We start from the raw sequence: 23,978 nt of genomic DNA on the forward strand, positions 1-23,978 counted from the left end.
AAACAAGCGCAGTCGCGCGCTTGTTTTTCTATTTTGTGTTAAAATAAAAGGTATGGACAAAATTATCAAAACTATCTCAGAAAATGGTTCTTTCCGCTCTTACGTGCTGGATAGCACAGAGACGGTTCGGACCGCTCAAGAAAAACATCAAACTCAAGCAAGCTCTACCGTTGCACTTGGCCGTACACTGATTGCCAGTCAGATTTTGGCTGCAAATGAAAAAGGCCAGACCAAGATTACCGTCAAGGTCCTCGGGACCAGCTCACTAGGCGCAATTATCACAGTGGCAGATACCGAAGGCAATGTCAAAGGCTATGTACAGAATCCCGGTGTAGATATCAAAAAGACTGCCACCGGTGAGGTTCTAGTTGGTCCTTTTGTTGGCCAAGGCGAATTCCTCGTTATCACGGACTACGGTACGGGTAATCCTTACAACTCCATGACTCCTCTCATCTCTGGAGAAATCGGTGAAGACCTAGCTTTCTACCTAACCGAAAGCCAGCAAACACCTTCCGCAGTTGGTCTCAACGTCCTCTTGGATGAGAATGATAAAGTCAAGGTTGCTGGCGGTTTCTTGGTACAAGTTCTACCTGGTGCCAAGGAAGCTGAAATCGCCCGCTTTGAGAAGCGGATCCAAGAAATGCCTGCCATCTCAAAACTGCTGGAATCCGATGACCATATTGAAGCTCTGCTGGCTGCCATCTATGGTGATGAGCCATACAAACGCCTGTCTGAAGAGGAAATCCGCTTCCAGTGCGACTGCAGCAAAGAGCGCTTTATGAATGCCTTGGCTACTCTGCCAAAGGCTGACTTAGAAGAGATGCGTGACCAAGACCAAGGGGCTGAAATCGTCTGCCAATTCTGCCAGACAGCCTATCACTTTGACCAAAACGACCTGGAGGAACTGATTCGTGACAAATCTTAATACCCCTTTTATGATTGGGAATGTTGAAATTCCCAACCGCACAGTTCTAGCACCTATGGCCGGCGTAACCAACTCTGCTTTCCGAACCATTGCCAAAGAGCTGGGAGCAGGCCTGGTCGTGATGGAAATGGTCTCTGACAAGGGCATCCAGTATAACAACGAAAAAACCCTCCACATGCTTCACATTGATGAGGGAGAAAATCCCGTTTCTATCCAGCTTTTCGGTAGCGACGAGGACAGTTTGGCTCGCGCAGCGGAATTTATCCAAGAAAATACCAAGACGGATATCGTCGATATCAATATGGGCTGCCCGGTCAATAAAATCGTTAAAAACGAAGCTGGAGCTAAATGGCTCAAGGACCCTGAGAAAATCTATAAAATCATCAACAAGGTCCAGTCCGTTCTGGATATTCCTCTGACAGTCAAGATGCGAACTGGCTGGTCTGACAGCTCACTAGCTGTAGAAAATGCTCTAGCAGCCGAAGCCGCTGGGGTCTCAGCCCTAGCTATGCACGGTCGCACTCGTGAGCAAATGTATACTGGTCATGCTGACCTTGAGACCTTACACGACGTAGCCCATGCTCTGACCAAGATTCCTTTCATCGCTAACGGTGATATCCGTAGTGTGCATGATGCTAAACAGCGTATCGAGGAAGTCGGTGCCGATGCCGTTATGGTAGGTCGAGCAGCTATGGGAAATCCTTATCTCTTTAACCAAATCAACCACTACTTTGAAACCGGCGAAGTTCTTCCAGACCTCAGCTTTGAGGACAAGATGAAAATCGCCCACGACCACCTCTCCCGCTTGGTAAATCTCAAAGGAGAATATGTGGCCATCCGCGAATTCCGTGGTCTAGCACCGCATTATCTGCGCGGTACTGCCGGAGCAGCCAAGCTCCGCGGTGCTATTTCACAAGCTGAAAGTCTGGCTGAAATTGAAGAACTCTTACAAATTCAAAAATAAAAACAAAAGGAAGCCAATTGGACTTCCTTTTTTGTTCTGTTTAGGGTTGGGTCACCACAACGCTTGTTACTGAGCCGTCTGCTCCTGTTGTAATCTGCAGATTGGCATTGCCTTGGCCGCTTAATTGAGCATTGTATTTGCCATCATCCAGTGTATAAGAGTAGGAAGCGATGGAATAATTATCTGTCTTTCCATCTGCAGACTGGACTGTGAATTGACCATTACCTGATACAGTCACAGTATTTCCATTGGCATCCTTCCAAGTTCCAGCAGCGGCTGAGAAATCCCCATCCACCATTGTCAAGACACCTTTATAGCGAGCATTGCTAGCTGCCTGTTTATTCTGAAGCTGGCGATTGCTTTCCGGTGCTTGGGCTGGTTGAGTTGCCTGACTCTGAGTATTTTGTCGACCTGAAGCTTGCTGTGGCTGCGTTTGTTGGGCTTGAGACGCTTCTACAGTAGACTGTTGCTGACTGGCAGGAGCTTGGGCTTGTCCAGGCTGGCTAACTGCTCCTCCTGAAGAAGCGCTATTGCTAACCTTAGGAGAAGCGCTGGCCTTGCTGGATGACGCAGCTTTTGAGCTAGAGGAAGTCTGAACAGTCTTGCTAGAACTAGCACTTGTTGTACTTTCTTCTTTCTTACCACATGCCCCTAAAAGCAAACTAGAAGCCAGAACTGCAGCTGCCATCATTTTTGTATAAGTACGTGTTTTCATCTTTTGTCTCCTTGTAATATTAAGAAATCTTTTTGTAACATTATTGTAACACTGTGATTTTACTATGTCAATCATTTATGCAAAATTCTTAAAAAATTTTTTACTCAAGCGAAGTTCTGTTTCTCAATCTGTTTCTTTTGTCATGAGAAACTTGCTCCTACTTATCTATTCGTAATTAGAAACGAAAAAACAGGACAAATTTGTCCTGCAAGAGAAATATATGATCAACTTTCTTTTAATCTGATTTTTCTGCCTTCAGCCGATACACTTTTCTCGGCTTCTTCTTTGGCACGCGCTTAACGCCTGCCTCCTCTAGGTATTCTCCAAATTTCACTAGAAAATTATTGCTGACAATAGGTCGTCTAGGCGTGATGAGATTGACCAACTCAGTCCCTTCATAAACAGTAAACGGTGATTCCAGCAGATGGAGAAAAGTTGGATTCCAGTCCAGTCGCCCCTGAATCCGCTTGATAGATTCCAGCAGGATTTGGTAGTGGTCAAAGGCAAAGTCCTCTGCTGTCAGGAGCCGTTCACCATCTTTAAAACTACTTGTCTTAAAGTCAACATCGAGAAAGGTGACTTCCTTGGCATCATCCCCAGCTTGCGCTTGATCTACTGCTATGGCCGGCAGATAGACCAGATGAGCAATAGCGATGACCCATCCGCGTGGATCACGCCCAGGAGTAGAAACCGTCATCAGCTGCTCCACCTTTTCCAGCGGTATCTCCAGCCCTACCTCTTCCTCGACTTCCCGAATGCAAGCTTGATAGGCATCCTCATACTTGTCCACAAATCCTCCGACTAAGGCATATTTATTCTGATAAGGATGAGTCTTACGCTTGATGACCAAGAGTTTTATCTGGCCTTCCACGAAGCAGTAGGCTACCATATCTGCTGTTACGCTGGGCGTCTCATACTTGGGTAAATCCTGTGTCTTGTACCATGCCAAAAAGGCGGACTCATCCGCCATGGTTTCGTAATACTCTTTTTCCGATATTCCCGCTGGGATATCCTGTTTGGTCATGAGTTTCTTCCTTTCCCAAGTTATCTTTTTCTATCAAAAATCCTCCAAATCTTGCTCTAAGCTTTCTTCACTGCCTTGGTCCACTGATACCATCCAACGATACTATTGAGGGTATAAACCCAGTACATAGCCTGGATATGGAGATTGCTACCCCACCAGAGATAGATACTGAAGAGATTGGTCGCAATCCAGAAAAGCCATTGCTCGCGATAGAGACCAGTCATAAGAAGCTGACCGATACCATTGGTCGCATCTGTCACACTATCACGGAAAGGCCGGTGACTGTGAATGCTCTTATAGGCAAAGCCCATACCAATCCAAATCAAGGCAGTCAAGGCCAAATATTTAAGCCAGCCACGCCAGTCTAACTTCTTAGCTTCAAAATGAGATGGCTCTTCCTTATCTTGTTCATTGACCCGGTTGGACAGCCAAGTATAAAGGCCAATCGGCTGCATGATAAAGAAGTAGACTGTAGTCAACACTTCTCCATAAAAACTAGCATTGAAGGACAATATAAGGTAAATTGCCGAATTAACCGCTCCGAAGAGATAATTGCTGGCCCGCCCCTCGGCTACTAGAATAACGCAGACGATGCCTGTCCAGGAAGCAAAGAGTCCCAGCCAGTCATGCTGCTCCTGACCACTGGTGAACTCCAGAATGAAAGGCAGACTGGAAAGAGCAAGCAAGTAGAGCCATTTAGGCAAGCTGCGCCCGCCAAATAAATCCTGCCAGAACAATTTCGCTATGCCGCTAAAACCTTGTTTTTTAGCTGCCACACAGACATTGCGGAAATTCTGAACAAAGGTTTGAGATTTTTGTTTCAGTCCTGCGTACAGAGCTGCAGGCGAGAGTTTTTGATTTTTTACTACCATTCTATTTTACCACTTTCTTTTTTAATCCGCTTGATAAATCATGTCAATCGCTTCTTTGGCCACCTGATAATTGTCCAAATAACTGCCAGCCAGATAGACCGTCGGAATATGAGCCAAGCACTGCTCTTTCAGCTTTTTCAGATAGCTTGAAAAATCACTGCGTATAGCCTCGTCTGCCATCCTCATATCGCGAAAGCCATCGTTGACATAGGCCCCAACCGGCTCAGCAAAGAGAATCAAATCCCATTTTTCCTTGGACAAAATGCTGGCAAAGAGATTGTCAAAAGTATCTGTTTCCTCGTCTTGAACCGAACTTTCTTTCAGATAGTAATCATAGTAAGCCTTGGTTACCAGCGAATTTGTATCAGCCACGACCAGACCACGGTTGGAGCTGCTGTCAATCAAACGAGAAGTCTGAGCATATTGTCCTAAGAGCAGATAATAATAGTCTTTAGGGGTCAGCTCATCGTCTCTCACGTTATTTTGAATCTGATATTCTCGAGCATATTCTAGACTAACCGGAGCATCATAGTAGCGAGCTAAATCTTTGGCCAAGGTTGTTTTGCCATTGCTAGCGCTGCCCATAATCAGCACTTTCTTGGTAAAGTGACGCCGGAAAGGTTGGGCGATATATTTCCAATAACGACTAGGATTTTCCCGAATCATGGTAGCTGAGATACCAAACTGGCGCTCCTGCAAGGAAGTTTTGAAGTCACGCTTTTCTAACTCCTTCTGATAGTCAGCCTCACCAACAAAGAAAATAAGTTCCTCGCGTTCTGCATCATAGCTCACCAACTCTAATAGAGCTGACAGCCACTTATCCCACCCCAGAGGATAGCGAGGAAAGGAAGTTTCATCTAGCTTATAAACCTGTGTTAACTCATCATCTGCGAAAGTCTCCCGCGTATATCGAAAACGCTTCTGCAGAGACAGACCCACTTCCTGCCCACGGTCTCCCTGATAACCTGAAACCACCACGCGCACCTTATCATAAGAACGCTTAGCCTTCTGAATCAAATCGATATGCCCCTGATGTAGAGGAGCGAAAGTTCCAAAGACGATTGCAATTTTTTCTTTCATAGGGCTATCCTTTTTATTGTTTTTTATATTTTTGTTCTTTATATGTTTTTATTATAAACTATATTTTTATTTTGTCAATAGTTTTTTATAAAATTTTATAAAATATTTTTCAGAAACTTTAAAACTGTATCAAGGGCACAAAAAAAGAACCTAATGCCTTGAGCATCAGATTCTTTTTATAAAAGATTTATTGCTGATAGACTTCTTGGTAGAATTCCAGCTTGTCTCCATCCTTGACAGTGATTTGATTGGCTGCCTTAGGAGCCATTTCTCCGTTGACCTTAAACATCCAGTAGAGGCCCTTTGCTTCATCTTGAGCATGACCGTCAATAGAAGTGATAAAACCATCTTTTTCTTCGACCTTATAGGCCTTCTTCAAAGCATCCATCGCTGTCTTTCCTTCTTCGACAGCCACTGTTTTCTCGCTCTTCTCCTGACCTTCTGGTGCAATACTGATGCTGATTTTCAGTTCCTTTTTGACAGAAGAATCAGCCGAGCTAGAGCTCTTGTCAGTATTTGTCTGGCTGCTGCCGCAACCAACAAGGAGAAGGGCAAAAGCAAGTGTGAGCAAACTAAAGATTTTTTTCATTATAGAGCCTCCTTAAAATAGGGTACAAGAGTGGGTAAAAAAACAAAGTCGACAGTCCGTGCGCTATATTGAAAGTCAAAGCGTTGATAACCGCATAAGACCACCAGTGATAGTTGTACAGCAAGGCTGTCAGTGTATCGATGGCAATGCCATAGCCAAAGGATAGGAGAGCTGCTGCTATTCCCTGTCCCACTAGATTTAACCGAGGATAGAGCAGCCGCCAAAGGCAAAGAATCAGTCCAAAGGACAGCAACTGAAAGAGGACGATCGGACTCATTCCCAAAAGAAAGGCTGATGTAAACATCGTCACAGCCATCACTAGGAGTGAAGTCTGCAAATCCTCAAAGATAACTATCAGGAAAAAGATAGCTGAGATAGGCTGCACATTGGGTAAAAAGGAAAATGCATAGCGAAAGGCCACACATAGAGCCGATAGGATGGCAATTTTAGCCATTTTACGAGCAGACAAAGGCACCTCCTTTCTAATTGAGTGAATCAAGAGAAGTTGGACTAGGTATGCAGCTCAACAGCATCCCAGTCCTGGGCCGTATTCAGCCCCAGCAGCCAGTCAAGACCAGACCGCCTCTCCAGAACAACACTTTCATCAAGGCCTGCCGGTGCTGGCTGGTCATGAATCCGAGCATCAACACAGGCCCAGTGATAACGATAAATCAAATCATCTTCATCCAGTAACTCTTCTAAGCTGCGCGGTTGGCATTTACCTAGAAATTCCTGAAAGTCAACTGCACTAGCGACTGCGTCAATGGCAGCATCACAATCACAAATCTTATCTGGAAAAGGTAAAGTATCTACTAGACCCAAGGACCAAATCAAGGACCAATAGGCCTCGTATTTCCAGACCATATTGACGATAGCTGCCGGGTCGGCACGATCTTCCAAGACCGCCCTTTCTTTGGGCGTCAGCTCTTCCTGCACCCCGTATTGCTGCAGTTTATCCTGCAGCCACTGGCGGCTCTCCTCATTATAATTATTATTTTCGATATCCAAGGCCGCCTGAATAATCAAGAGGCTGGTAATAGCCCGACGCGCAATTTCTTCTAGCGAGCGCGGCCGTACCTGCTCAGCACTTTCGATAACCGGCAAGTGCTCAAGGTAAGGAATTCCCTCCTTTTTCAAGCGCTGGATACTAGCCGCCTTGCGCTCTTCTGGTGTTTTCACTCTGGCTTTCTTGCCAGCAAACAAATCTTTAAAAAACGACATATCAGTCTCCAATCCTTCAATTTTCCAGTTTCATTGAATGATGAAATAACTGTTCGGTATCTATAGGTATGATTGCTATCAGGGATTAACCGCGAACACACAACTTTCCATTGAAAAACTGCGCTTTCTAAGCCACTTCGAACTTGAGCTGGCCAGCCTTGACCCCGATCTTAAGTGTTTGGCCAGTAGCTAAATCACCTGTCAAGAGGAGTTCAGACAGCTTGTCCTCTACCTGGGTCTGTAGAGTTCGGCGCAATGGCCGTGCTCCCATTTCCACATCGTAGCCTTCCTGAGCCAGCAGCTTAAGGGCACTAGCCTGAAACTTCAGCTCAATTCCCTTCTCAGCAAGACTGGCAATGAGCGGTTTGACCATAACCTTGACCACCTCCTGCATATCTTCTGCAGATAAGCTGTGGAAGACTACCTTCTCGTCAATACGGTTGATAAACTCCGGTCTATGTGCTTTCTTGAGTTCTTCCAGCATCCGTTTTTCCATATTGGCATGGTCCAAGCGAATATCCCGCGCTCCAAAGCCCACCGTCTTATCATCCCGCAAACTAGTTGCCCCCAGATTGCTGGTCATGATAATAATCGTGTTGGAGAAGTCTACCTTGCGGCCCTTGCTGTCAGTTAGCTGACCGTCATCCAAGACCTGCAGGAGAACATTGAAAATATCCGGATGCGCCTTTTCCACCTCGTCAAAGAGTAGGACAGAATAAGGTCTGTTGCGCACCTTTTCCGTCAGCTCCCCTCCTTCTTCATAGCCTACATAGCCTGGAGGTGCTCCGTTTAGGCGACTAGCTGCGAATTTCTCCATGTACTCACTCATATCAAAGCGGATGAGGGCAGATTCGTCATCAAAGAGACTTTCGGCCAAAGCCTTGGCTAGCTCTGTCTTCCCGACTCCTGTCGGACCTAGGAACATAAAGGAACCAATCGGCCGCTTACTGCTGCGGATACCAGACTGGTTTCGTCGGATAGCTCGGCTGATAGCTGAAATCGCCTCGTCCTGCCCAATCACGCGTTTATGCAGTTCTGTTTCCAAATTGAGGTATTTCTTCGCATCTGTCTGAGTCAGCTTCTGCACTGGAATACCAGACAAAGCACTAAGAGTAGCCAAAACATCGTCTTCTTCCACTTTCAGTTTATAGAGCTTGGGTTGCTGCTCTTGCTCAAGCAGCTTCGACACCTTTTTAAAGTCCGCTGCCATCAAGGCTTGATCCACTTCTGTCAAATCCGACTGCTCGTAATTTTGCGGTCCTCTGTTCTGCACTGTCGCACTAGCCTCGTCCAAAAGATCGATGGCAGAGTCTGGCAGGTGCTTGCTAGTCAGATAGCGATGGGCGTATTTCACCGCCGTCTCAATAGCTTGATCACTAATCTGTACCTTGTGATGGTCCTCATAGCTCTTTCTCAGACCTTGTAAAATAGCAATGCTGTCAGCCACATTAGGCTCTTCTATGCTGACCTTGGCAAAACGCCGAGAAAGAGCAGCATCTTTTTCAATATGTTTCTGGTACTCTTCCTGCGTCGTAGCACCAACTGTCCGCAGAGTTCCGCGAGCCAGAGCCGGTTTCAGGATATTGGCCGCATCTAAGGTCGAGTCAATACCGCTGCCAGAGCCCATGATGGTATGAAGTTCATCGATGAAAAGAATAACATGACCATCTTCTTCAATGTCATTGATGATGTTGTTCATCCGCTCCTCGAAGTCTCCGCGAAAGCGAGTGCCAGCGACTACATTCATCAAGTCCAGTTCCAAAACCCGCATCTTGGCAAGTTCAGCCGGAACCTGACCAGCTGCCACACGCTGGGCCAGACCTAAAGCCAGAGCAGTCTTACCAACCCCAGCATCTCCAACCAGCACTGGATTGTTTTTAGTCTTGCGACTGAGAATCTGAACTATCCGTGAAATTTCCTGATCACGGCCAATGACGGGCTCCAATCGGCCATCTCTAGCCAACTCCGTCAGATCACGGGTGTAGTCTTCCAGACCACCGCTGGTAGAAGCCGGCATGCCCATCATATTAGCCATGGTCTGCTTAGCGGCCATTACTCCCTTATTCAGACTGCGGATAGCCTTGATATCTTCCTTGCCCCAGCCAGCTCTCTGCTCCAAGACCTTTCGCAAATCACTGATTTTCGGTCCCTGCTCCTTGTCTTCGTAGCTAAAGCCGGTAAATTCCAGAATACGAGAGGCCAAGGTCCCTCGGTCAAATAACATGGCCAGCAGCACATGCTCAGTACCTACATGCTTAGCGCGAACAGCTTCTGCAATCTGCCCCGCCTCCTCAAACAACTCCTCTAAGCGATAAGAAAAAGGCAGCAGCTCGAAGTGACCGTCTTTCTGATAAGCCTGACCAGTAATCTGAAAAGCCGCTTCTTCAAATCCATCCACTTCCACAGGAAACTCATTGAGGACTGAGCCAGCAACGCTGTAGGGATTATTAGCCAGAGCAATCAGTAGATGCCATGATTCCAGATAATCTGTCCGAAAATGGCCGGCCAAGAGCTGGGCTGCTTCCAAGCTTTCTATTAAGGCTTTTGAGTATTTCATTTATGATTCCATTCCTTTTCTGTCTAGTTGTTGTAAAATCTTTTTTAATATTCGGGCACGAATCACCGCAGCTCCATCACCTAAAATCGAGTCCGACGCTGTTGACAAGATTAGATTGCCCTCACGTTCAGTCATAATCTTTTCATCAAAAAGAAGCTGAATAACATCTGTGAAAACCTGCTGGCTGACTCGCTCTCCCACACTGTCGTACAGGCCGCAAAGCATCTGATGGCGGTCGGAAAATTCAATCTTTCCAATCCGAATATAGCCTCCGCCACCACGCTTGCTTTCAACGATATAGCCCCGACTTTCCGTAAAACGCGTCTTAATCACATAGTTAATCTGACTGGGAACCACCTGAAAAACATCAGCCAGTTCACTGCGTTTCAGTTCAACCATCCCCGCCTGAGCCAGAATAGACTTGATATATGCTTCAATACTGTCCGATGTGTTTTTTGCACCCATGACTTCCCTTTCCAGTTGAGAATTTCAGAATAAATTTCTTTTTTCCTTGCTTCTCTAACATTGACTATCTTTGACTAATATTATACCGGAAAAGTCTCTTTTTTAAAAGAAAAAGGGATGACTGAAAGGTCTGACAATTCAAACTAGTGAAAAAGCTTTGTCAGGCTTGTGTAACCGCTTGCTTTTTGCTTTTAAAGCGTTATAATATAGGTGGAAATCCACAAGGAAAAGACAGACAGAAACTACTTCCTGCCAACTATCATCTAAACAAGGAGGATAATCCAATGAAAATGGATTGGCTCAACTATTCTCGTCATGTACTCAAATGGCTCTTTGCAGCTCTGAGTATTTTCACCATCTTTTCCGCTGATTACGTTGATATTCCTATCGGAGCTCTCATCGCCTGTCTTTATGCTCCCCTACTCTTCGAACAGGAGCTGGTCAGCAACCGAGTCAAATGGTATAGCTTTCTGATCATGATGGTGGTTACTCTGCCCCTTTTGTTTATTACCAAAGTCTACCAGTTTAGCCTGACTTACCCCCAAACAACTGCACTTCTCTTCATATTGGTTGTTTTGATTTTTACCAATGGCTTGATTGCTCATAAGGAAGAAAGAGAAAAAGCAGCTAAGTGATGCTGCTCACCATTCTAAACTTGATGTTTAAAAACCTATAAAAAGGTCTGAGAAAAAATCTCAGACCTTTCAGACCGAAGACAAACACCATTTGGAATGTTTGTCTTTTTCTGTTTGCCAGGCTAAAATGCCATCTTTTGATAGAATAATGGTCATTTGAACAAAATAAAAAGACTTCCCCACCCTCATTTTTACTAGTTTTTTGAGATTCAAACACGCCAAAGCAAGCCCAACCTTATCTTCCATCTTGGACTTGCCTTTCTCTCTTGTATAACGGAGGTTGTGGTATTCTTTGGCGGTCCCAAAGAGCCGTTCAATGGTTTCTTTGCGCTTCTTATAGATCTCCTTCATTCCTCTTCGGTGGCGAATCTCTTCACAAAATTCAAGCGCATCTTTCCATACATGTCTCGCGATTACTTTTTGGTGATTTTGGCTTTGGGTGCAAACGGATAATAGGGTACAGGAAGCACATGTATTTGGATTACTCTTATACTCACGGTAGCCTGCTCGGGTCGTCGTGCGATAGGCTAATACTTGATTCTCTGGACAGAGGTAACAGTCATAATAGGAATCGTAAACAAAATCACTGGGCCTTAAGTTCCCTTTTACACCCTTGGGGCGGGTATAGGGGAAGACAGGGATGATGTTTCGCTGTAATAAATAATGGGCAATAGCTGGGGTTTTATAACCTGCATCGGCGATGAGATAGGTTGGATGAAAAGGCTCAATCTTGGCAAAAAGGGCAGGGAAAGCCTGACTATCATGAACATTTCCTGCTTCAACCGTATAAGCCAAGGCCCAACCATGCTTATCACACGCTACTTGGGCAGAATAGGCAAATACTTCCTTGTGTTCCCCCTTGTGGAACCAACCACTCTCAGGATCTGTCCTTGAGATTTTCTTTTCTTTAGCCTCGCTTCCTTTTGCGGGCTTTAAGGACTTTTTTTCGTGTTTTTTCCTATCTACATCAATCTCCACTTCCAATTGCTCACTCATAAATTTAGCTTGTTGGGCAACCATTTCCTTATGATACTTGTGACTGTTAGCGGCCGCTTTGATAGGGGTTCCATCCACAAATATTTCCGAAGGATCCATTAGACCAGCACATAAAGCTTGATGGAGTACTTGTGAAAATATCTCAGTCATCAGTGCTTTATCTTGAAAGCGACGACTATAATTCTTTCCATATGTGGTAAAATGAGGCACCTTGTCATCCAAGCTTAGTCCAAGAAACCAACGATAGGCTACATTGACTTCAATGTCTTTAATGGTTTGGCGCATAGAGCGAATGCCATAAAAACATTGAATCAAAGGGATTTTGACTAACATGACGGGATCTAGACCGGGACGACCCTGATCTGGGCTATAGGTTTCTTCAACCAAGTCATAGATAAAGTCGAAATCAACCTCTGATTCCACTTGGCGAAGAAAGTGATCTTCTGGGACCAATTCGTCTATCGTATAGAAGCCATATTGGCAGCGATGATAATCAGGTTTTTCTTTGTGAAACATAGCTAGTACCTCACAACTGTTCTTACCTCTATGATACGACTTTACAAAAAGAAAAGCCCTTAGAAACTTCTGTTCTTAGGACTTTGTCTTCAATCTGAAAGGTCTGAGAAAAAATCTCAGACCTTTTTATCGTTCTATTTCTAAGCTAAAAACGATTAGTTTTGACCAAGAGCAGCAGCCATTGTTGCAGCTACTTCGTTTTCAAAGTCGTTAGCAGCTTTTTCGATACCTTCACCAACTTCAAAGCGAGCGAACTCAACTACTGAAGCATTTACTGATTCAAGGTAAGCTTCAACTGTCTTGCTGTCATCCATGATGTATACTTGCGCAAGAAGTGTGTATGCTTGGTCAACTTTAGTATTGTCAAGCATAAAGCGGTCCATTTTACCTGGGATAATCTTGTCCCAGATCTTTTCAGGTTTGCCTTCAGCAGCCAACTCAGCCTTGATGTCTTCTTCAGCTTGAGCAACAACTGCATCAGTCAATTGAGCTTTAGAACCGTATTTCAAGTGTGGAAGTGCTGGTTTACCAACCATTGCCCGGCTTTCGTTATCTTGATCGATAACATGGTTCAACTGAGCCAATTCATCTTTAACAAATTGCTCATCCAATTCTTTGTATGAAAGAACAGTTGGTTTCATCGCAGCGATGTGCATAGAGATTTGCTTAGCAAGAGCATCGTCTCCACCGTCAATAACTGAGATAACTCCGATACGGCCACCGTTGTGTTGGTAAGCACCAAAGTGTTGAGCATCTGTCTTTTCAATCAAAGCAAAACGACGGAAAGAGATTTTTTCTCCGATAGTTGCAGTTGCAGATACGTATGCAGCTTCAAGAGTTTCACCTGAAGGCATTGTCAAAGCAAGTGCTTCTTCGTTGTTAGCTGGTTTGCCTTCAGCGATTACTTTCGCAGTTGCATTTACCAAGTCAACAAATTGAGCGTTTTTCGCAACGAAGTCAGTTTCAGCATTCACTTCAACAACAGCGGCAACGTTACCGTTTACGTAAACGCCTGTCAGACCTTCAGCGGCAACACGGTCAGCTTTCTTAGCTGCTTTTGCCATACCTTTTTCGCGAAGCAATTCAATCGCTTTTTCGATGTCACCATCTGTTTCAACAAGTGCTTTCTTAGCGTCCATGACACCAGCACCAGATTTTTCACGCAATTCTTTGACAAGCTTAGCTGTAATTTCTGCCATTTTTCTTCTCCTATTTTTTAATTTAAATAAAGGAGCTGGGCTGAGCCCTGCCCCTTTAGGTTAGTTTACTGATTATTCGTTTGAACCTTCAACAACTTCAACGATTTCTTCGATAGAATCTGCTTGAGTTTCAGTTGCAGCCAATTCTGCTTCTACTGATTCAACGCTATCTTCACCTTGACGGCCTTCGATAACAGCATCAGCCATTTTCGCAGTGATCAATTTAACCGCACGGATTGCATCGTCGTTAGCTGGGATGATAACATCGATATCATCAGGATCAGTGTTAGTATCAACCATGGCAACCACTGGGATACCTAATTTCTTAGCTTCCTTAACAGCGATTTGCTCTTTATGAGGGTCAACTACGTACATCACATCTGGGATGCGAGGCATATCTTCGATACCGCCCAAGAATTTTTCAAGACGAGCACGTTGTTTGTTGAGAAGAGCGACTTCTTTCTTAGGAAGAACTTCGAAAGTTCCGTCTTCTTCCATGCGTTTGATTTCTTTCAAACGAGCTACACGTTTTTGAATAGTAGACCAGTTTGTAAGAGTTCCACCCAACCAACGGTGGTTGATGAAGTATTGACCTGAACGTTCTGCTTCTTCTTTGACAGCGTCAGCAGCTTGCTTCTTAGTACCAACGAAGAGGATAACTGCATCGTTAGCAGCAGCATCACGCATAAAGTCGTAAGCTTGGTCAGCATACTTTACAGTTTGCTGTAAGTCGATTACGTGGATACCGTTACGCTCAGTGAAGATGTACTTAGCCATCTTAGGGTTCCAGCGACGAGTTTGGTGACCAAAGTGAACACCAGCCTCAAGAAGTTGTTTCATTGAAATTACTGCCATGAGTAAATTCTCCTTTTTTGTTTTTTCCCTCTTTTAGATTTCAGCTCGCAGGACCACCCGAGGGCAACAGTCCCACAATTCATCTAAAATGAGTATTTCGCCATTTACACGGCACCCTCTATTATAACAAAAGCGCAGCTCTTTGACAAGGTGTTTGCCAGATTTTCTGCCACTAAGTACGAATTCTACTTCTCGGCTGAACATTTGTTCCTGAAGCATTCAGAATGGCAGCGTCTAACATTTTCTGCTTTGGCTATGAAAGACTCTTGACGAAAGCAAGTATTTACGATAGAATAATAAGAGTTGCGGCGGTATAGCCAAGTGGTAAGGCACGGCTCTGCAAAAGCTTGATCGTCGGTTCAAATCCGTCTACCGCCTTCATAAATATATTTCTAGAAGTCCCTCAAAGGGCTTTTTTATTGCATTTTCTATTGTTTCTAGCAAATTTTGCTGATATAATATTATAAAAACATCATTCATCATCAGCGAAAGGAAAAAAGATTGATTATGAAAAAAGTCAGCTTCTATACCCTTAGTCTCCTCTCTTTGCTAGCTCTCTCAGCCTGCATGCCTGCCAAGCAGACACAGCAAAGAAAAAAGACGCCTAGCTCCCTCAAAGCTTCGAAAAGTTCATCCTCTAAGGAAACATCCAGCAAATCATCTAGCAGTAGCTCTAGCACCTATGAAAGTAGTGATGAGGTATTTCAGAAACGTGCTACCTTTGATCCAGATGACGCTTCTGCACTACAATACATACCAGATGCAGCTTCTATTCCTGAATTAGAGAAAATAAGAAATTTCCATATTTCCACTGGCTTTGTCATTCAGGTAAACGGAGAGGATATCAATGGTGACAAACCTAAAACGTCTTACGATGAAGTAACAGCAGCTCTAGGCCAACCTACATTCAGCACTGATGAGAATGACCCTGGCAACTCTGTTAACATCTGGCACACAGACAACGGAGACATTATGTGCTACTTTACCAATAATGTCCTGACGAATTTGAGCTTTAGTCTAAAAGACGCTCAGCCAGCCAAAAGCAGTTATTCTAGCATCACCACATCCGACACTCCCAAGACAGCTTTCGACAAGCTTGGTCGTCCGGAAATGATTATGCGTTCAGAACGCGATACAACCTTTGTCTATAAAAATTCCAATGACGAACAGTTTAGTTTCTCTACCCAGAACAATCAAATCGTTGGGGTAATGTCTACCTATCAAATGAAACAAACCAAAGACATTATTGACTCCGTCATTAAGGATAAGTAATCTTCTAATCAGTTCCAAAAACATAAAAATATCAGCTGTAGCGGTTGACTTAGCATTAAACTGGAGAGAGAATCAGATTTGTTCTCTCTTTTTTGACGTTGAAAGCGATGAAAATCTCAGTTTTAACACCTTTCACTACAAGTCATATGGGGCTTTTTTGACAACCAGATAAGACTTGGACCTCAAGGTTTCCTGACATCTTTTTCTCTTCCTATTTCCTTACCGTCAATTCCTTGCTGTAGCTTACAAAAAGGATTATAATGCAAGTGAAGGCCTTACTTTTCTGTAGAAAGGAAGATGTTTATGAAACGTTTTAGCTTGATCCTGACCATTATTCTATCCAGCTTTTTCCTAATTTCCTGCCAATTCCAGCGTGCCAGCACTCAAGCTTCAGATCCTAGTAAGGACCTGGCTTTGATACCGGGTATGGAGTCGGTAGATAAGTGGAAGCAATTCCAACAAATCCGTACTCAGGATAATCCCAGCACTGTTCAAGAACTGGATAAGCTGCTAGGAAAGCCCAGCCAGACTAAGAAAGAGAATAAGCAAACAAAACTAACCTGGAAACTAGCCAAGCACCTAGAGATTCATATTCATCTCGATAAGGATCAGGTGCGAGAAAAAGAGCTGGTCTTCGAGCACACGCGCGGTACCTGTATGCTTTTCCCGAGTATAGAAGATGGCACCCCCATTCCAGAAGCCTTTGGAAAAACTGGACAGCCCTATGCCATCCGTGAGAAGCAAGGCCAAATCATTACTTCTTGGTATATGGCTGGCAAATTCCACTACCTGCGCTTAGAAAACGGAAAAGTCTATCAGATTGCCGAACCCTAAAAAGTAATCTTGCAATTCCTTCCAAAAACACAAAAATCCAAGACTGAAAAGGTCTTGGATTTTATTTTTGACGAGGATAGCGAAGAGTTCTCCCTGCTTCATCAATTAAAGCTCTGCAATCTGGCTAAGATTAACTTCGGCCACGGTGTCATTACCAAACATGGAAATGATCATCTTGACCTTGTTATTATCAATCTCCGTAATCTTACCTGTATAGTCAGTGAAGGCACCATCTATGATACGAACGGTATCGCCAACCTTGACATCTAGGTCAAATTCCTGAACTGTTTGACCCATGGAGATGAGAATGTTGCGAATCTCTTCTTCCAAGAGTGGCGTTGGTTTAGAGCGGTTCCCGTGTGACCCGACAAATCCTGTTACATTCGGAGTATTCCGCACAACAAACCAAGCTTCATCTGTCATGACCATTTCCACCAAGACATAACCAGGGAAGCGATTTTCTTCGATTTCCTTGGTCTTGCCATTTTTCTCTACTTGCACGGTCTGAGTAGGGATTTCCACGCGCAAGATATTTTCCAGCATATTATAAGTCTGAGCGCGCTGCAAAAGATTTTCTTTCACCTTATTTTCGTAGCCTGAATAGGTCTGCAGTACAAACCAGCCTTTATCAAAACTGTCCATGAGTTCATCCTTTCCTAAATAAAAAAGCCTGCGGGCTTCTGCTTCTTTCTAGCCCTATTATACCATAATTTCCTCAAATGCAAAGGAATTTATTAACTATTTCCCGGACAAATCAAAGCCTTGTAATTCTGCCTCAATTTTTTGAAAAATAAAAGAACGAGTAATTAGCGATATAGGCCAAAAATCCCACCTACTCACAATAGGTGGGACTTTAAATGATATATCTGTCGCAGTATTCTTTTCTACTTCCTCTACAGTTATTAAGAGAAAATATTCAGAATCTGGAAAAGACCGCTTGCTACTACTTTGTCAAAGATATAGATGATTACCACAAAGAATGCAGTGTATTCCATGACAGAGATAAAATCTGTCCATCTTTCTTTTCGGGTAGGCCAAGTTGTATCTTTCAATAATTTAAAAACGTCTTTAAAGAATTTCACAACAATCTCCTATCTAGTTTCTTTATGCAGGGTGTATTTACTGCAATGCTTACAAAATTTATTAACTTCTAAACGCGTTGGTTTTGGAGTGCTACTGAGCTTAACCGAGTAGTTCCTAGAACCACAGATTGTACACGCTAGACTCGCTTTTTTTAATGCCATAACGCCTCCATCTTTCTTATTATAGCAGGATTCTATACTTTTGACAAGCCGTTCAGCTCTTTTAAATCCTATTGAAACCAGCTGGTGATGGTATCCCAGAGATTCTTAGCTTTTTCAGGTAGACCGGTATCATCAATAGCCTTCTTGGCTTCATCCACCAGATTTTGAGCTCGATCCTGAACGTCCTGCAGGAAGTCTTTGTTTTCGGTTGTAGTTCCCGTTTCCTCGGTACCATAGGTGTCGACAGGGGCAATACCGTTGGCAGCATAGGCATTCTTTTGCCCTTCAAAGGAAGTTCCTTCTGTATATGGCAGGATGCTATTGGCAACATTTCGGAAAACCGCCGAGGCTTCATTTGCGCTGGTCCCAGTCAGATAGTGGGTTTCGTCAGTTTTTGGAAAACCTAACCACTGGCTGATAACCACATCCGGCGTATAGCCAATAACCCATTGGTCACCAGATAGATCTGGGTTAAAGTCCGTTTCAGTCGTACCAGTCTTACCAGCCATAGTGTAGCCATAAGGAGCCGCATAGATACCTGTACCGTTTGAGAAGGTCCCCAGCATCATGCTGTTCATCTTGTCAGTAGTTGAGCCATTAAGAACTCGAGTAGAGGTTTGGCGATGGGTCTTGACGACCTGACCGCTGGCATTTTCAATTTTGGTAATGAGATGGGCATCGTTCATCACGCCGCCGTTGGCAAAGACCGAATAAGCCTGAGCCATCTGCAGTGGATTGGTCGTGACTCCACTTCCTAGTGCAACCCCCAAGGTCTGATCGACCTTGTCCATATTGAGACCAAACTTTTTCCCGTACTCAAAGGCTTTGTTAATGCCTAACTGGTCCACAGTTGAAACAGCCGGAATGTTCAGAGATTCTGCCAAGGCTTGATACATTGGAACTGTAGGTGAACTTTGGATATTGCCGTAGTTGTTGATAGTATAGTCACCAAAGGTAGTTCTGGTATTATCCAGCTCCTTATCTGTCGGCCAACCAGCAGCAACTGCCGGACTATAAGCAACCAAAGGCTTAATTGTAGAACCTGGGCTACGGGAGGACTGGGTTGCATAGTTAAAGCTTCTGAAGGTCAAGCCTTCTGCACTATTGACTCGTCCAACTAATGCCCGCACACCGCCGGTTTTTGGATCCAAGGCAACACTGCCTGATTCAGCCATAGTGCCATCTTCTGCTACAGGAAAGAGAGAAACATTGCTGTAAATAACCTGCATGCTGGCTTGGTAGTTCTGATCCAACTCCGTGTAAATGCGGTAGCCATTATTAACAATCTCTTCTTCTGTCAAGCCGTAGTCATTGACCGCTTCATTGATAACTGCATCGAAATAGGATGGATAGCGATAGTCTTCTGACTTACCGGCATAAGCATCAACCAGCTGACCACCGATTCCCACAGCGGCAGCCTGATCAGCTGTCCCCTGATCAATAAAGCCTGCAGCAACCATATTTTGTAGCACCGTATCGCGGCGATTGGTCGCATTTTCAACCGAATACAGCGGATTATATATCTCTGGTCCCTTGAGCATACCAGCCAGAACAGCCGACTGATCCAGACTGAGCTGGCTAGCTGAGACTCCGAAATATTTCTTAGAGGCATCTTCCACACCCCAGACACCATTTCCAAAATAGGAGTTATTGAGGTACATGGTCAGGATTTCCTGCTTGCTGTATTTCTTATTGATTTCCAGAGCTAGGAAAAATTCCTTGGCCTTCCGCTCAATGGTCTGGTCCTGAGACAGATAGGCATTCTTGGCCAACTGCTGGGTAATGGTAGAACCCCCACCCGAGCGACCGGCTGTCAGGATAGCTAGGATAAAACGACTGTAGTTAATCCCACCATTCTCATAGAAAGTCCGGTCCTCTGTTGCAATGACAGCATTCTGCAGGTCTTGACTAATCTCAGTCAGCTCGACATAAGTTCCTTTCTGACCAGACAGACTTCCCGCTTCATTGCCATCCTTGTCAAAGATGAGCGTGGTCGCCTTGAGGGCATTCTGCAAATCCTTGACATTGGTCGTCTTAGCAACATAAAAGAGATAGCCACCGACTACCAGACCAAAGGTTAAACCGAGAATCAGGAATATCTTGGTCAGATGAAACCTGCGCCAAAAACGGCGGATAGGGTGTTGAGAGAGAGGTTTCTTTTTGGTCTTGCCCGAACGGCTGAGACCAGATTTGGCCTGCTCTTCTGTCAGCTCTACCTCCTCTGCTGCTTCTTTTTGAGGTTTCTGTATGGTAAAATAATCTACTAATTTTTCAAACAAATCTTTTAAATTCTTCATAAACCTTATTTTATCACCTTATTTAGGTGCAGACAAGAAAGTACCCTATTTCCCGTCTGATTTTTAGTTATTTTTAAGAAAAAGAGTATATTAAATAGCCTTTTAAAAGCCTCTGCAGCAAGTCTTATCCGACACTGCCTATTTTCAAAGTTCTGGCTTTCTGCTACAATAAATGTATGAAATTTACACTGACTATCCCAGATGGACTGCCCGCCATGACGGTCAAAGAGCTGCTGGAAGAACAATTTCTCATTCCGCGAAAAATCCGGCACTTTCTACGGATCAAAAAGCATGTGTCTGTCAACGGTCTAGCCATCAACTGGCAGACTGTAGTCAACCCCGGAGATGACATCAGCCTGATATTTGATGAAGAGGATTATCCTCAAAAAACAATCTTGTTTGGAAATGGCGAACTCGTAGAAGAGCTCTACCAGGACCAGCACCTCATCATCGTCAATAAACCCGAAGGTATAAAAACCCACGCTAATGAGCCAACGGAACTAGCCCTTCTTAATCATGTTTCCGCCTATGTCGGTGAGACCTGCTATGTCGTTCACCGGCTGGATAAAGAAACCAGCGGTGCTGTCCTCTTTGCCAAGAATCCCTTTGTCCTGCCCATCCTCAATCGGCTGCTGGAAAAGCGAGAAATCAGCCGCGAATATTGGGCTTTGGTCCAAGGCAAGTTCCCAAGCAAAAAGCTTATATATAAAGACAAGATTGGCCGCGACCGCCATGATCGCAGGAAACGGCGGGTTGACCCCCGAAAAGGGCTCTATGCAGAGACCCATGTGACTCGTCTCAAGCAGTTTAGACAGGCTGCCTTGGTCAAATGCCAACTCAAGACTGGCCGCACCCATCAGATTCGTGTCCATCTGGCTCACCACGGACACCCTCTGGTTGGCGACTCACTCTATCATCCGCAACCCCAAGGGCGGCTTATGCTCCACGCCCATCGGCTGACCTTCACCCACCCTTTTACACTAGAAAAAATCACCGTCGAAGCCCGCTCTGACAGTTTTGAAAAGGTCTTAAGCAGCCTGAAATCATAAAAGCTCTACTCTGAGAGATAGACTGTAACCTTATCCTAGATAAACCACGAAAAGCAACAGAAATCATCTGTTGCTTTTGGTTTGGAGTGAAAGCAATGATAAGCTCTGACAGTTTACATCACTGAGCCGGAAGCGCACTGATAAGTCTGGGCCTGAGGGCTTTTTGAAAAGCTATGCTCAGCAAGTAAGATAGTAAGAAAATGATAAAAAAGCCAAAACTATAAATAGTATTCCGAGGCATTATCGACCTGAAAATGAAGATAATGAAAGGATGAATGATATAAATCATGGTGGCATATCTCTTGGCGATATTATTCAAAATCGGAATATCAATATCGGACCCATTTCTTACCGCATAGAAGAAAATTGCACTGGATGAAAAAAGAGTGCTGGGGTAGAGGTCATATTCCGTACCCATGAAACAGTACTCAAGTAAAATCAAACCAGTTATTCCTAGACCGATCGCCCATTTCCTGACAGACGACAAGTCATAGGCTAAAATCCGATCCCGATGCTTAGCAAACTGCATCCCTAGAATGAAAAAGGGAAGACCCATAAACAGGAAGTTGCGATAGTAAAATTCGCTATCTGTATTGAACTCGATACAAAAAGCCAGAATCAACAAGAACAATGACACACCCAAGCTAGTTAAGCGGTGAAAATGCTTATAAAAAACCAGATAAAGCGTGTAGATATAAGAAATAGCCAGCAAATACCAAGTCGGCGTAGCAGCCGAGCCAATCAAGTCTCTGGGACTGTTAAAGAGGAAAAAGTCCGCAAAATCAGATAGGTCTATAGCTGCCATCTTTTCTGTTAACTCTCTTGTCAGCAGCAAGTTGACAAAATGCACAATCGTGTAAAACAGAAGACTGGCAGCTGTCAAAAGGAGCATCTGCTTGAGACGATACTTGACCTTGTCTCTGGAAATATTAAAGGAAAAATAGCCCGACAGCATCATGAAAAAGGGAACTGCAAAGCGGGCCACAATTTGATAAAAAACCCCAAATTGCCCTGGCAGCAGAAAGTGTAAGGAAACAATACTAAAACAAGCTAGGGCCTTAAAAGCGTGCAAAGTTGTGTTTTCAGTTTTCATGCAGACATTATAGCATGTTTATTATTACAGCTCATCAAGACCAGATTACACGCCCATTAAAAAACATATCAATTGATGACAGGGGAGTGCATATAAAAAGCCCTATCTAGGACCTTTTATACATTCAAATTACTTTTTCATTTATAATTTCTCAAGCATCAACGAGTCCGCAATTGCTGGAGCAGGCCTTTTAAACTTTGGTATTTGTAAATGCTGTAGGTCAGATAGACAAATCCGTAAGCTGCTGCAGCTAGATAAACTGATAAAAACCAATTCGAAGCAATAAATACAAGCGTCATTAGCAATTCAACCCAGATATCTTTGACGACCTCAATCTTCATCCTCTTGGCTAAGATTAGCTCTGCCAGTATACTCCTAGTCGCCAGCAACAGCACGATAGACAGCACTGTAGCATTCAGATTGCGCAGAAAAACTGCAAAAATCAAGGTAGTAGCGAAACTTAAGAACATGGCAATAACATTTACTTTAAAAATCTGCCTCTCCATTCGTAAGGCTTTTAAGTAGGTATTGATAAGAAGAGCCATTTTACCCTCGTAGACAGACATAGGAAAGACTAGAGCCATAAATATCAAGGACTCTCTGTAAGCCGGCAGCCAGCTGTCCAAAGCTATTTTCAGGGGATAATACAGCAAAAGCACACCAAACATAAGAACCATAAGGACATTCCGCAACTGACTGTAAATCTTAGGCAATTTGCTTTCATCCGTCCGTTTCAAAATTGGAAAGATAACCAAACCGATAGCGTTGATAAAGGTCATCAGCAGATTGGAAATGCTCAGGGTCAAGGATACTTTCCCAAATGTAGCAATATTCCATACCTTTTGAATCCCCATTCGAACCGTTCCGATAATGAGCATACTGGCTACATTTGATAGCATCAGATTGATACCGACAGCAATATTGCGAACCGTTTCCTGTATATCAAGCTTAAACTGATTGAGAGGTCGCAGGGCCATATCTCGGCATAGATACATGGCATAAAAAAGAGAAACAACTCTACCAATCAAATCTGCATAGACCATAATCTTGAAGTCTCGAAAACCCACGAAAATAAAGACCAGCAAAAGCAGTAAATAGAGGAGTCGGTCTCCACTGACAACATAGGAACTTTCCTTCAGTCGATTAGTCATCTGCAAAACGTACACAAAGAGAAAGCGCAGATTGGTGACCAACATGGTATAAACCAAAAGTATAAAAACAAACCGACTGCTCTCATCTCTAATAAAGGCAGAAGTCCCTAAGAAAAATAAAATTCCAATCCCTGTCAGATAGATCAAAAGCATGAGAAACTGAGAGAAAAACTTCTCTTTATCCAGATCCGCATACTCCAAACCACCGTAGCGAAGGTAGATTCCGTCCACCCAGCCCAGATGAACAAAACCAGCATAAGATAAATAAAAAATATAGAGTTGCCAGTATCCATACTCCTCTACACCCATAATCTTAGGCAAAATCAAGACAACCAGAGAAGAAACTATTACTGTCAGCAAATTGGACAAGACAACATAGGAAAAATTAGCTACTATTTTTTTAAATCCACCAGACAAATTTGCCC

23 protein-coding genes, 1 tRNA gene and 1 pseudogene are annotated in these 23,978 nt (G+C 43.9%); 7 read left to right on the forward strand and 18 right to left on the reverse strand.

The genetic code is table 11. The features are described from left to right. The first annotated feature begins 52 nt into the window (after positions 1–52). Together hslO and dusB are read left to right on the forward strand one after the other, a co-directional pair. Positions 53–925, forward strand: a complete 873-nt coding sequence (gene hslO / locus SSV_RS10340; RefSeq protein ID WP_072074943.1) for an Hsp33 family molecular chaperone HslO — start codon at positions 53–55, stop codon at positions 923–925. Then, a complete protein-coding gene (dusB, locus tag SSV_RS10345) occupies positions 912–1,889 on the forward strand; it encodes a tRNA dihydrouridine synthase DusB (protein ID WP_176693601.1) in 978 nt (325 codons plus the stop codon). Before hslO ends, dusB begins: the two co-directional genes overlap by 14 nt. A gap of 40 nt (positions 1,890–1,929) precedes the next feature. Here the strand turns inward: dusB and SSV_RS10350 are convergent, their stop codons facing one another. From SSV_RS10350 to SSV_RS10390, 9 genes are all read right to left on the reverse strand, one after another. Continuing rightward, positions 1,930–2,679 carry a DUF6287 domain-containing protein gene (locus SSV_RS10350; RefSeq protein WP_072074716.1) on the reverse strand — a complete coding sequence of 250 codons (750 nt, stop codon included), beginning with the start codon at positions 2,677–2,679 and terminating at the stop codon, positions 1,930–1,932. 160 nt (positions 2,680–2,839) lie between these two features. Beyond that, complete coding sequence (locus tag SSV_RS10355; RefSeq protein ID WP_072074717.1) at positions 2,840–3,628, reverse strand: NUDIX domain-containing protein; 789 nt, start codon at positions 3,626–3,628, stop codon at positions 2,840–2,842. Positions 3,629–3,684: 56 nt separating this feature from the next. Beyond that, the gene (pnuC, locus tag SSV_RS10360; protein WP_072074718.1) at positions 3,685–4,500 is read right to left on the reverse strand and encodes a nicotinamide riboside transporter PnuC; all 816 of its coding nucleotides are present in this window, start codon (positions 4,498–4,500) and stop codon (positions 3,685–3,687) included. Positions 4,501–4,521: 21 nt separating this feature from the next. Further along, entirely contained in the window at positions 4,522–5,580 is a 1,059-nt protein-coding gene (locus SSV_RS10365) for an AAA family ATPase (RefSeq protein ID WP_072074719.1), read from the reverse strand. A 187-nt stretch (positions 5,581–5,767) separates the two neighbouring features. Beyond that, complete coding sequence (locus tag SSV_RS10370) at positions 5,768–6,169, reverse strand: DUF4430 domain-containing protein (RefSeq protein ID WP_002911498.1); 402 nt, start codon at positions 6,167–6,169, stop codon at positions 5,768–5,770. Beyond that, complete coding sequence (locus SSV_RS10375; protein ID WP_176693602.1) at positions 6,153–6,638, reverse strand: ECF transporter S component; 486 nt, start codon at positions 6,636–6,638, stop codon at positions 6,153–6,155. The genes SSV_RS10370 and SSV_RS10375 overlap by 17 nt, the downstream gene beginning before the upstream one ends. 41 nt (positions 6,639–6,679) lie before the next feature. Then, positions 6,680–7,390 (reverse strand): DUF4272 domain-containing protein, encoded by a 711-nt coding sequence (locus SSV_RS10380; protein ID WP_072074720.1) that lies wholly within the window; start codon positions 7,388–7,390, stop codon positions 6,680–6,682. A gap of 127 nt (positions 7,391–7,517) precedes the next feature. Beyond that, on the reverse strand, positions 7,518–9,947 hold the full coding sequence (locus tag SSV_RS10385) for an ATP-dependent Clp protease ATP-binding subunit (RefSeq protein WP_072074721.1): 2,430 nt from the start codon (positions 9,945–9,947) through the stop codon (positions 7,518–7,520). Next, positions 9,948–10,412, reverse strand: a complete 465-nt coding sequence (locus SSV_RS10390; protein WP_002899234.1) for a CtsR family transcriptional regulator — start codon at positions 10,410–10,412, stop codon at positions 9,948–9,950. A gap of 146 nt (positions 10,413–10,558) precedes the next feature. Here SSV_RS10390 and SSV_RS10395 point away from each other — a divergent pair, with 146 nt between their 5' ends. Continuing rightward, entirely contained in the window at positions 10,559–11,047 is a 489-nt protein-coding gene (locus SSV_RS10395) for a hypothetical protein (RefSeq protein WP_176693603.1), read from the forward strand. A 35-nt stretch (positions 11,048–11,082) separates the two neighbouring features. Here the strand turns inward: SSV_RS10395 and SSV_RS10400 are convergent. The 3 genes and pseudogenes from SSV_RS10400 to rpsB form a co-directional block, all read right to left on the reverse strand. Then, positions 11,083–12,559 (reverse strand): annotated as a pseudogene (locus SSV_RS10400) (IS1182 family transposase). A gap of 155 nt (positions 12,560–12,714) precedes the next feature. Then, on the reverse strand, positions 12,715–13,758 hold the full coding sequence (gene tsf / locus SSV_RS10405) for a translation elongation factor Ts (protein WP_002928238.1): 1,044 nt from the start codon (positions 13,756–13,758) through the stop codon (positions 12,715–12,717). A gap of 72 nt (positions 13,759–13,830) precedes the next feature. Then, on the reverse strand, positions 13,831–14,613 hold the full coding sequence (gene rpsB / locus SSV_RS10410; RefSeq protein WP_002894015.1) for a 30S ribosomal protein S2: 783 nt from the start codon (positions 14,611–14,613) through the stop codon (positions 13,831–13,833). Positions 14,614–14,920: 307 nt separating this feature from the next. Here rpsB and SSV_RS10415 point away from each other — a divergent pair. The 3 genes from SSV_RS10415 to SSV_RS10425 all read left to right on the forward strand — a co-directional run bounded on the left by SSV_RS10415 (position 14,921) and on the right by SSV_RS10425 (position 16,719). Continuing rightward, positions 14,921–14,991 (forward strand) — tRNA-Cys (locus tag SSV_RS10415). 129 nt (positions 14,992–15,120) lie between these two features. Continuing rightward, positions 15,121–15,885: a hypothetical protein gene (locus SSV_RS10420; protein WP_072074723.1), complete on the forward strand. Its 765-nt coding sequence runs from the start codon at positions 15,121–15,123 to the stop codon at positions 15,883–15,885. A gap of 303 nt (positions 15,886–16,188) precedes the next feature. Beyond that, positions 16,189–16,719 carry a hypothetical protein gene (locus SSV_RS10425; RefSeq protein ID WP_072074724.1) on the forward strand — a complete coding sequence of 177 codons (531 nt, stop codon included), beginning with the start codon at positions 16,189–16,191 and terminating at the stop codon, positions 16,717–16,719. Between the two features lie 105 nt (positions 16,720–16,824). On the opposite strand, the gene nusG is transcribed toward SSV_RS10425, so the two are convergent. The 4 genes from nusG to pbp2a form a co-directional block, all read right to left on the reverse strand. Next, positions 16,825–17,361 (reverse strand): transcription termination/antitermination protein NusG, encoded by a 537-nt coding sequence (gene nusG, locus SSV_RS10430; protein WP_002894018.1) that lies wholly within the window; start codon positions 17,359–17,361, stop codon positions 16,825–16,827. Positions 17,362–17,621: 260 nt separating this feature from the next. Continuing rightward, a complete protein-coding gene (gene secE / locus SSV_RS10435; protein ID WP_002894022.1) occupies positions 17,622–17,801 on the reverse strand; it encodes a preprotein translocase subunit SecE in 180 nt (59 codons plus the stop codon). Between the two features lie 9 nt (positions 17,802–17,810). Beyond that, positions 17,811–17,963 (reverse strand): 50S ribosomal protein L33, encoded by a 153-nt coding sequence (gene rpmG, locus SSV_RS10440; RefSeq protein ID WP_002914139.1) that lies wholly within the window; start codon positions 17,961–17,963, stop codon positions 17,811–17,813. A gap of 68 nt (positions 17,964–18,031) precedes the next feature. After that, positions 18,032–20,260 (reverse strand): penicillin-binding protein PBP2A, encoded by a 2,229-nt coding sequence (gene pbp2a, locus SSV_RS10445; RefSeq protein WP_072074725.1) that lies wholly within the window; start codon positions 20,258–20,260, stop codon positions 18,032–18,034. A 176-nt stretch (positions 20,261–20,436) separates the two neighbouring features. Here pbp2a and SSV_RS10450 point away from each other — a divergent pair, with 176 nt between their 5' ends. After that, positions 20,437–21,309, forward strand: coding sequence for an RluA family pseudouridine synthase (locus tag SSV_RS10450; protein ID WP_176693604.1), 873 nt, complete (start codon positions 20,437–20,439; stop codon positions 21,307–21,309). 118 nt (positions 21,310–21,427) lie between these two features. Here the strand turns inward: SSV_RS10450 and SSV_RS10455 are convergent, their stop codons facing one another. Both SSV_RS10455 and SSV_RS10460 read right to left on the reverse strand, forming a co-directional pair. After that, complete coding sequence (locus tag SSV_RS10455) at positions 21,428–22,402, reverse strand: acyltransferase family protein (protein ID WP_072074727.1); 975 nt, start codon at positions 22,400–22,402, stop codon at positions 21,428–21,430. A 158-nt stretch (positions 22,403–22,560) separates the two neighbouring features. Continuing rightward, a complete protein-coding gene (locus SSV_RS10460; RefSeq protein ID WP_141640147.1) occupies positions 22,561–23,970 on the reverse strand; it encodes a lipopolysaccharide biosynthesis protein in 1,410 nt (469 codons plus the stop codon). Positions 23,971–23,978 lie beyond the last annotated feature (8 nt).

Source organism: Streptococcus sanguinis (genome assembly GCF_001078705.1).
In the GTDB taxonomy this organism is placed as follows: domain Bacteria; phylum Bacillota; class Bacilli; order Lactobacillales; family Streptococcaceae; genus Streptococcus; species Streptococcus sanguinis_D.

Excerpts from the sequence above, each read along its gene's own strand:
- hslO (WP_072074943.1), top strand. The coding sequence starts at position 53 with ATGGACAAAATTATCAAAACTATCTCAGAAAATGGTTCTTTCCGCTCT.
- SSV_RS10350 (WP_072074716.1), bottom strand. The coding sequence starts at position 2,679 with ATGATTGACATAGTAAAATCACAGTGTTACAATAATGTTACAAAAAGA.
- SSV_RS10355 (WP_072074717.1), bottom strand. The coding sequence starts at position 3,628 with ATGACCAAACAGGATATCCCAGCGGGAATATCGGAAAAAGAGTATTAC.
- pnuC (WP_072074718.1), bottom strand. The coding sequence starts at position 4,500 with ATGGTAGTAAAAAATCAAAAACTCTCGCCTGCAGCTCTGTACGCAGGA.
- SSV_RS10365 (WP_072074719.1), bottom strand. The coding sequence starts at position 5,580 with ATGAAAGAAAAAATTGCAATCGTCTTTGGAACTTTCGCTCCTCTACAT.
- SSV_RS10370 (WP_002911498.1), bottom strand. The coding sequence starts at position 6,169 with ATGAAAAAAATCTTTAGTTTGCTCACACTTGCTTTTGCCCTTCTCCTT.
- SSV_RS10380 (WP_072074720.1), bottom strand. The coding sequence starts at position 7,390 with ATGTCGTTTTTTAAAGATTTGTTTGCTGGCAAGAAAGCCAGAGTGAAA.
- SSV_RS10385 (WP_072074721.1), bottom strand. The coding sequence starts at position 9,947 with ATGAAATACTCAAAAGCCTTAATAGAAAGCTTGGAAGCAGCCCAGCTC.
- SSV_RS10390 (WP_002899234.1), bottom strand. The coding sequence starts at position 10,412 with ATGGGTGCAAAAAACACATCGGACAGTATTGAAGCATATATCAAGTCT.
- tsf (WP_002928238.1), bottom strand. The coding sequence starts at position 13,758 with ATGGCAGAAATTACAGCTAAGCTTGTCAAAGAATTGCGTGAAAAATCT.
- rpsB (WP_002894015.1), bottom strand. The coding sequence starts at position 14,613 with ATGGCAGTAATTTCAATGAAACAACTTCTTGAGGCTGGTGTTCACTTT.
- SSV_RS10420 (WP_072074723.1), top strand. The coding sequence starts at position 15,121 with ATGAAAAAAGTCAGCTTCTATACCCTTAGTCTCCTCTCTTTGCTAGCT.
- SSV_RS10425 (WP_072074724.1), top strand. The coding sequence starts at position 16,189 with ATGAAACGTTTTAGCTTGATCCTGACCATTATTCTATCCAGCTTTTTC.
- nusG (WP_002894018.1), bottom strand. The coding sequence starts at position 17,361 with ATGGACAGTTTTGATAAAGGCTGGTTTGTACTGCAGACCTATTCAGGC.
- rpmG (WP_002914139.1), bottom strand. The coding sequence starts at position 17,963 with ATGGCATTAAAAAAAGCGAGTCTAGCGTGTACAATCTGTGGTTCTAGG.
- pbp2a (WP_072074725.1), bottom strand. The coding sequence starts at position 20,260 with ATGAAGAATTTAAAAGATTTGTTTGAAAAATTAGTAGATTATTTTACC.
- SSV_RS10450 (WP_176693604.1), top strand. The coding sequence starts at position 20,437 with ATGAAATTTACACTGACTATCCCAGATGGACTGCCCGCCATGACGGTC.
- SSV_RS10455 (WP_072074727.1), bottom strand. The coding sequence starts at position 22,402 with ATGAAAACTGAAAACACAACTTTGCACGCTTTTAAGGCCCTAGCTTGT.